The organism is Bacillus sp. FG16 (assembly GCF_057809515.1).
Genome location: NZ_JBMDKC010000165.1, coordinates 1 through 7,445, shown reverse-complemented (window position 1 = coordinate 7,445; position 7,445 = coordinate 1). Strand labels below are relative to the sequence as shown.

Below are 7,445 nucleotides of genomic sequence, written 5' to 3'. Positions count from 1 at the left end.
TCAAATCAGAAGATGGTAAGGCTGTTAATATATATGGAACTTTGGCAATTCATATTGCAGCCACTCAAAAAATGCATATTGAATTGAAAGAAGTAAAGGAAGAAAATAAACAACTAAAAGAGCAAGTTTCAACGCTTTCAAATGAAGTATCCACATTAAAAGATTTAGTTCAAAAATTAATAGACGAGAAACCAGAGCAGCCATGAGCTGGTCTTTTTTTATTGTCTAAATGGGGAGAGAACAAAATGACCAATCAAATCCAAAGTACAAATCCAGAGGGAAATCAATTACAAAGCCAAATTATCAATCAGATCATGCCAATACTAGAGAAGTTAGTTATGCAATTAGTTCAAAACCCGGCTCCGAATGAAGATGTGATGCCAGGGAACGATAATAAATTTATGGAAATCGATGATGTTGTAGATAACTTAGTAAATGCCGGAATTATTACCGCGAGCAATTTTAACGTTAATGTTGAGTTATTCAGAGGTAGTCCAATTACCGTTTCTATTATTAAAGCAGGAGATCCGGCATCAGAGATTTCTACAGAAGTAGGTGCTGGAGATTCTATTAAGGAACATATAGAAGCATCAGATAATCACGGAGTAACTAAATAACTAGATTTAAAGCAAAGCGTACGAAAAGTAGGCTTTTTTATTTTGAATAATTTATGAGGTTGGAAAGAGGTGGACGGTATGGATGGTTTGCAAGAGGTAAGAAGTGATGTTCAAGAAATAAAGCAAGATATCAAGGACATTCGTTTAGAAATTAAAAGCTTAGAGATGCGAACAACAGGTAACGAGAAAGACATTATTAATATCAATAAGCAATTAGATAAGATTAGCGCTAATACAACTTGGATCTTACGCCTTATTGTTGGTGGGCTTATTGGGGCGGCTCTGACCTTCTTCTTGAAAGGAGGTGGTATGTAATGATTGAAATTACGGTAATGATTGGTGTTGTTGTAGGATTATCACAAATTGCAAAAACAGTTGGGATGCAAACAAAATATGTTCCGTTACTAAATTTAACGCTTGGCATAATGCTAGGCGTTTTATTTTTGTCTCAAGATATCAAAACAAATGTATTTCAAGGAAGCATTATTGGACTGTCAGCAAGTGGATTATTTGACCACACAAAAATTATAAAAAAGGATGCCGATGTAAAATGAAAAAGAAGTGGAAACATATTTCATCTATAGTTGTTGCTATGATTTTAGTATTATCAATTGGAACAAACGTATTTGCTGATAGGGTTTTGATTATTCCTGATTTACCAAAACAACCATACCGTAATGGTGTTGGTGCTTATGAAGGCGTTGTAGCTCATTCTACAGCTACTCCAGAAGCCCCAGCTATTAATATTCAAAAATATGAGTCTCGTACATGGCGTTCAGCGTTTGTTCACTATGCAGTTGACTGGAATGAAAAGATTCAAATTGCATCTACTAACTATCGTGCATGGGGTGCAGGTCCAGCAGCGAATGCTAGATTTGTTCATATTGAATTGTGTGAGACAAGCAATCCAGTGAAATTCAAACGTTCTTACGAACGATATGTAGAGTTGATTGGAGAAATCTTGCGAGAACGAAATATTCATCCTTCTAAAGGATTATGGACACATAAGGATATTACTTATAAATTAGGTGGTACAGACCATGAAGACCCACTTGATTATCTTCGTAGTCATGGTGTATCAGAGGCTAAATTCCGAGCAGACGTGTTAAAAGCTTATAATGGGAACTCTGTTACAGTGGATGCTAAACCACAAAAACCAAATGAAGTACCTGGTACAGTAGAGGTGAATGGGATTGCGTATATTGAGGGGTACAATGTAAATCTCCGTTCTGGACCATCAACAGATAATAGTGTTATTCGTAAACTACAAAAAGGAGAGGCTTATAAAGTATGGGGCAAATTAGGGAACTGGTTAAATCTTGGTGGTAACCAATGGATTTATTATGATTCCTCATACATCCGTTACAATGAGACAGATGCTTCTACTATAATTGGTAAGAGGGTTATTTCTAAAATGGACAATTTACGTTTCTATGAATCTCCATCTTGGCAGGATAAGGATGTTGCTGGTTATGTAGATACGGGGTTGGGATTTACAATTGATGAAAAAGTAAATGTCAATGGTTCACCACAATATAAAGTGAGGAATAGTAGAGGGGATGTATTCTATCTTACAGCAAGTTCTTATTATGTAGAAGTAAAATAAAAAGTACCGGCTCATTGAGTCAGTACTTTTTATGGTTTTTTAATTCTGACATCGTTTTATATTGATTTTATGAAAAGTGTGGATGAATATTTCAATATTCTACAATTTATATGGAAAATAAGGTAATATATAGCTAGGTTATATATTATTTTTTATAGGGGGAAAATAATGACAGCTGAAATCGCGGTACTAAACAAAACAGGGGTAGCGTTAGCAGCAGATAGCGCCGTTACTATTGGAACAACTGGAGCTCAAAAGGTGTATAATTCTGCAAATAAGTTATTCACATTATCTAAATATCAACCAGTAGGTATAATGATCTATGGTGGAGCGAGCTTTATGGGAATCCCATGGGAAAATTTAATAAAAATGTACCGAAAAAAGCTGGGTACTACGATATTTAATGAGTTAAGAGATTATTGTAATGATTTCATTGATTTTTTGGAAAATGATTCTTTAGTAAAGCAATACATAGGTGAACATAGTTCGGTACAAAGTATATTTAACTTCTTCTTATTAGAATTATTAGAAGAAGTTAACGAAATAATAAATACAAAGTTTCAAGGTACGGGTCTAGGAGACTCTGATGTGGCACGTATAATTAGCGGAATTTTGGATGAAAAGGTAACAAATTTAAGAGGCAGTGAATCAATTGAAGGTTTTGACGATAATTTTGTCGAAGATTTCAAAGGAAAACATGCCAATGATATTCATACTGTTCTTGGTCATACTATATATATAGACATTGATGATGAATTAAAAGAGAAATTTGTTACTTGGGCTACATACTTAATGTGTAGTAAATATTTTTCAGATAGGGTTTCGGGCGTTGTTATAGCTGGATTTGGTGATAAAGAAGTCTTTCCATCCCTATATGAGTACAATGTTGAAGGGATATTTTGTGACAAATTGAAATATCTTCTGAATGACTGTAACATTATTGGTGCAGAGAGAGGTGATGGGAAAAGTACGGCTTCTATAGTACCCTTTGCACAAAAAGAGATGGTATATTCTTTTCTGACGGGAATTAATCCTGATTTATCTGGGGTTATAAATCAATGTTTAAATAACATATTTAATCAGTATGACCAAGTGTTATCCAACCGATTAAATGTGAGTTTTACTCAGGAACAGCAAAAAATAATTCAGGAAACTGGACAAATGGCGCTTGAGCTTTTCCAAAAGGAGCTTACAGATGCTAAAAGAAAACACTATATTCAACCTATTTTGGATATTGTAGAAGTTCTACCTAAAGAAGAACTTGCAGCAATGGCTGAGGCTCTAGTTAATTTAACATCATTTAAAAGAAGAGTAACAGCAGAAGCTGAAACTGTAGGTGGCCCTATAGACGTAGCGGTTATTACAAAAGGTGATGGTTTTGTATGGATAACGAGAAAACATTACTTTAATTCAGATTTAAATTATTTATTTTTCCAAAACTACTTAAGGAGAGATGAAAATGATGGGAATAATGTTCGCTGATAATCGTAAAAATAAAGGTCTATTTTTTCAAGAACCGAAAGGGAAAAAAAACTTCTTGCTATTTAATAAAGAGGAACAAAATTTAGGAAAACAAATTGCTGACAAAATTGTGAAAAAAATAAAGGACGAAAAATAAAAAAGGATCGGCTCTTGATTGAGTCGATCTTTCTTGTTACTATGATATTTTAAAATTTACTTTTAGATAATGCTTTTAATATAGGATTAATGATTTTACTTAATAAACGAAATCCCCTAAATATAGATTGAACAACCTTCAAACTATCTCCCTCCCTTAAATTAAGCTAATTATACCAAATTCTTTTAATACAAATTGAAATAATGTAAATGTACTAAGAAATAAGTAATAAAAAAGTCCTTCTCGTATGGGAGGAATGTGCTATTTTATAGGATAAAATTAGACTTATAGGAAAAATATTCTTGATATACAGTTGACTTAAGTCAACTTAAGGTGTATAATAAGAGTATAAAGAACAGGAGGTGAACAAAGTGGATTGGATAATAATCTTAGGTGCTATAGCTACAACAGCAACGGTTTTCTCTCAAGTAACCGCAGGTGTTAAAAACATCGTAGATACATATTACAAGGTGAAAGAGGAAAAACAAAAGAGTCGCCCCGACCAAGGAAACGACTCAGAATAAGCACACAGGGGAGGGAAACCTCTCCTGCATTTAAGATTATATCACATTCCATATTATTATGAAAAAATTTATCTGGACGAATCTACCTGTAGTCATTGTTTTAGGGTTCATTTTATCAATTCTTGACTATGATAATTTAAACGCATGGGGTTATATCTGTATTATTGGTACTATATTAGCGATAATCCTAATGGTAATCAACATGGTTATTTTGTATATAAAGGAGAAGAAAAATGTATAACTTTGAATCTAAGGAAGAACTAATAAAATTCGTAAATGATGAAATAGTGAATACTTCAGAGGCATTGGAGATTTTAGAATGCTCAAGGCAGAATTTAAATAAGTTGGTGAAGTCGGGGACGTTAGTGCCGATTAAAGAGATGGTTCGAGATAGATTATTTTTTAAAAAGGATATTTTAAATAGGAAAGAACAGATGAAAAAATAAAAAGTTATTAATACTATATATAATAATTTCATTTTGGATAATCGCAAAATATAGTATTATATAATGTTTTGGTAATAATTACAATAAATTAAATGATTTTTTAATGAAAATGTAGTAAAATATAATTAGAAGTAAATTAACCTCAATATAGAAAGGGGGACTACAACCATGAAAAATATTACAGCATTCGATGTAGCGAATTATTTTCTTAGTAAAAGTAAACCGAACACAGAATATTCTATAACACATCTTAAGTTGCAAAAATTAGTGTATTATGCGCAAGGTTGGCATATGGCATTAAATAATGGAGAAGCACTTTTTGATAATGAAATTCGTGCTTGGGTTCACGGTCCTGTATGTCCCGATTTGTACACAGAGTATAGAGAGTATCAATATTTCGAGATTCCTCCAACTGAACAGCCACAGGCAATAGTAAATGATGAATTAGCTAAAAAAACTTTAGACTTAGTTTGGAAGGTTTATGGTGAATATGATGGTAAGTTTTTAGAAGAACTCACTCATCAAGAATCGCCTTGGATTAATGCTAGAAAAGGGTTCGCACCCAATGAGAATAGTAATGAATTAATATCCAAAAAGATAATGAAAAAATACTTTAAAAAAATTTTGGAATAACAGACAAGATTGTCTTGTCTGTTTTTTTATTGGAGTGTGATTGTATTCTTGAGTAGGAAGTTTAATTTTGTAAAAAAGAAACTATTGGAATTAAAGCAGAAATTGGAAATTTGCAAAGGGAAATTTAATACTTATAAAGGAAAGATAATTAATCAAATACAGGTCATTAAAGAGAAGATAGAAACCTATAGAAGGTGGATATCTGAGCAACTATCTAAAGAGAATTTATTTGTACAAAAATATTATTTAATATATAAAATCACTACGGGCAAAGGGGCATTTTTTAGTGGGGTTTTGATAATAATCCTACTATACCTATTTTTAATGTTAATACAGGTAATTTTTGATCTGAATGGTTTAACTTATCCTAATAATGTACAAAACTTAGGTAAGACGATAACTGATTTATTAAAATATATTTTGCCAATTACAATAACGATATATACGTTTTCGTATAGAGAGAGGAAACAAATAGCGTCCTCAATTATTAGTAGTACAATAGAAAACATACAGTTGAATTTATTTATTGTATTTTCGGTATTTTCCTTTTCATTTGGTCTTGTATTCTATACAATATTTGAGTTAAAAGAAATCATATTGTGGATAAAAACTATCTCTATTTGGTGCATTTTAGTTATTGCTTCAGTAATTTTGTTATATTTTATTGTAAAAAGAGCGTTTCGTAATATAAACATTGTGAAATTATTACCCGAAATCATTGATTTAACTAATAGAGAAATTATTGTTTTTAAAGAAATGATAAATATTTGGGATGGAGAAAAAAAAACAAAGGTTCATAAAATTTTAAAAGAACAAAAAAAGAGAATCCATGCGCATATGGAAAGTGTTTATCAAATGTTGAGTTATATGAACGAAAAAAATATGAATTTAATATTTGAAGAAATGTTAACTGATATAAAGGAACCTTTAAATGTTTTTAATAGTATCGATTTCTTTGAATTAGAAGAAGGAGAGCCTTTGAATGAAGAGAAACTCCGAGTATATAGAGAGTTATATCAATCAATTCTAAGTAATCATGTAAAGCTAGTCGTAAAGCTGTTTAATGATAACAAAATAATTAAAGGTCAAGAAACTCTTAAGATGTTAGTCGAAGAGCTTAAGCCAAAAAACAATAACAATGTATTATATCAATGTTACAATCAAGAGTTGTTTGATCTGACATCTAATTTTAAATTGGATGATTTACATAAATTTAATTTGTTATTGGAATCATTAAACAACATAGAAAAAGATAAAATAGGAAAAGTGTACCAAAACTTAATCTTACGTGCTGTTGAAAGCAAAGATGTAAAATTTTTATGTAACATTATATATTCAGTTGTAAGAGAAGAGAAAAAAAATTCGGATAGTTCGCTTACTATTTTAGAACGCATGTCTTTAAGATTTGTGCGAACAAGGATTATTCAAAAAGATATTCATTTAATTTTGAAAGCTATTTTAAAAAGTATAGAGTTAGGTCATCATTCTTGTGCGGGTTTTTTAATAAAGTTTTTAATAACAAGATTTGAGAGTAAGGATGTAAAATTAGCTTTAAATAAATTTGGAAAAGAAAATGCGACAGTTTCATCTGATTTTTCGGAAAATGAACAAGAATCTTTTATGGAAACCGATGAACAAAAAGTTGATTTCAATTTCAATATACAAACTTTCGAATACTGTTTTTATAAAATGAAAATCTTAATCTATGGTCAACAAAAATATGCAGTTTTAAAAAGTCTACCTGGAGATAGTAAAAAAGACATTGAAGATAATTATATAGATATACAAGGTATAAAAGATGATTGTGAGTATATAGAATACCTGCTTGATAAAATTGTTAATAGAAAAGTAGATTATGGATTACTGTATATCCAAAATAATAAATTTATGTTTTCTTTAAAAATGGATTTAAAAAGAAAGGAAATAAAAAGCCCTACTTAAAAAACTGAAGTGAACCCGAATAGTGGTACATGAAAAAAACACCTCCTGAATTCGCATACT

10 protein-coding genes and 1 pseudogene are annotated in these 7,445 nt (G+C 31.0%); all 11 read left to right on the top strand.

Translation table 11 applies throughout. The features are described 5' to 3' along the window. Window positions 1-206 (top strand): annotated as a pseudogene (locus tag ACODS7_RS30415) (tail fiber domain-containing protein); the annotation flags it as partial. Window positions 207-245: 39 nt separating this feature from the next. Then, on the top strand, window positions 246-617 hold the full coding sequence (locus tag ACODS7_RS30410; RefSeq protein WP_243169330.1) for a hypothetical protein: 372 nt from the start codon (window positions 246-248) through the stop codon (window positions 615-617). Between the two features lie 78 nt (window positions 618-695). Next, complete coding sequence (locus tag ACODS7_RS30405) at window positions 696-932, top strand: hemolysin XhlA family protein (protein WP_000348876.1); 237 nt, start codon at window positions 696-698, stop codon at window positions 930-932. After that, on the top strand, window positions 932-1,171 hold the full coding sequence (locus ACODS7_RS30400) for a holin (RefSeq protein ID WP_243169331.1): 240 nt from the start codon (window positions 932-934) through the stop codon (window positions 1,169-1,171). Before ACODS7_RS30405 ends, ACODS7_RS30400 begins: the two co-directional genes overlap by 1 nt. Then, window positions 1,168-2,223 (top strand): N-acetylmuramoyl-L-alanine amidase, encoded by a 1,056-nt coding sequence (locus tag ACODS7_RS30395; RefSeq protein WP_243169332.1) that lies wholly within the window; start codon window positions 1,168-1,170, stop codon window positions 2,221-2,223. Before ACODS7_RS30400 ends, ACODS7_RS30395 begins: the two co-directional genes overlap by 4 nt. 168 nt (window positions 2,224-2,391) lie before the next feature. Beyond that, window positions 2,392-3,705 carry a hypothetical protein gene (locus ACODS7_RS30390; RefSeq protein ID WP_243169333.1) on the top strand — a complete coding sequence of 438 codons (1,314 nt, stop codon included), beginning with the start codon at window positions 2,392-2,394 and terminating at the stop codon, window positions 3,703-3,705. Next, the gene (locus ACODS7_RS30385) at window positions 3,683-3,841 is read left to right on the top strand and encodes a hypothetical protein (RefSeq protein ID WP_243169334.1); all 159 of its coding nucleotides are present in this window, start codon (window positions 3,683-3,685) and stop codon (window positions 3,839-3,841) included. Before ACODS7_RS30390 ends, ACODS7_RS30385 begins: the two co-directional genes overlap by 23 nt. Before the next feature lie 371 nt (window positions 3,842-4,212). Continuing rightward, window positions 4,213-4,365 (top strand): hypothetical protein, encoded by a 153-nt coding sequence (locus ACODS7_RS30380; protein ID WP_000383803.1) that lies wholly within the window; start codon window positions 4,213-4,215, stop codon window positions 4,363-4,365. 233 nt (window positions 4,366-4,598) lie between these two features. Then, window positions 4,599-4,811 carry a hypothetical protein gene (locus ACODS7_RS30375; protein ID WP_002142768.1) on the top strand — a complete coding sequence of 71 codons (213 nt, stop codon included), beginning with the start codon at window positions 4,599-4,601 and terminating at the stop codon, window positions 4,809-4,811. Window positions 4,812-4,979: 168 nt separating this feature from the next. After that, the gene (locus ACODS7_RS30370) at window positions 4,980-5,444 is read left to right on the top strand and encodes a Panacea domain-containing protein (RefSeq protein WP_208730276.1); all 465 of its coding nucleotides are present in this window, start codon (window positions 4,980-4,982) and stop codon (window positions 5,442-5,444) included. A 48-nt stretch (window positions 5,445-5,492) separates the two neighbouring features. Beyond that, window positions 5,493-7,385 carry a hypothetical protein gene (locus ACODS7_RS30365; RefSeq protein WP_243169335.1) on the top strand — a complete coding sequence of 631 codons (1,893 nt, stop codon included), beginning with the start codon at window positions 5,493-5,495 and terminating at the stop codon, window positions 7,383-7,385. The last annotated feature ends 60 nt before the right edge of the window (window positions 7,386-7,445 follow it).

What these genes read in the sequence shown, in the direction of transcription:
- ACODS7_RS30410 (WP_243169330.1), top strand. Translation starts at nt 246, where the DNA reads ATGACCAATCAAATCCAAAGTACAAATCCAGAGGGAAATCAATTACAA.
- ACODS7_RS30405 (WP_000348876.1), top strand. Translation starts at nt 696, where the DNA reads ATGGATGGTTTGCAAGAGGTAAGAAGTGATGTTCAAGAAATAAAGCAA.
- ACODS7_RS30400 (WP_243169331.1), top strand. Translation starts at nt 932, where the DNA reads ATGATTGAAATTACGGTAATGATTGGTGTTGTTGTAGGATTATCACAA.
- ACODS7_RS30395 (WP_243169332.1), top strand. Translation starts at nt 1,168, where the DNA reads ATGAAAAAGAAGTGGAAACATATTTCATCTATAGTTGTTGCTATGATT.
- ACODS7_RS30390 (WP_243169333.1), top strand. Translation starts at nt 2,392, where the DNA reads ATGACAGCTGAAATCGCGGTACTAAACAAAACAGGGGTAGCGTTAGCA.
- ACODS7_RS30385 (WP_243169334.1), top strand. Translation starts at nt 3,683, where the DNA reads ATGATGGGAATAATGTTCGCTGATAATCGTAAAAATAAAGGTCTATTT.
- ACODS7_RS30375 (WP_002142768.1), top strand. Translation starts at nt 4,599, where the DNA reads ATGTATAACTTTGAATCTAAGGAAGAACTAATAAAATTCGTAAATGAT.
- ACODS7_RS30370 (WP_208730276.1), top strand. Translation starts at nt 4,980, where the DNA reads ATGAAAAATATTACAGCATTCGATGTAGCGAATTATTTTCTTAGTAAA.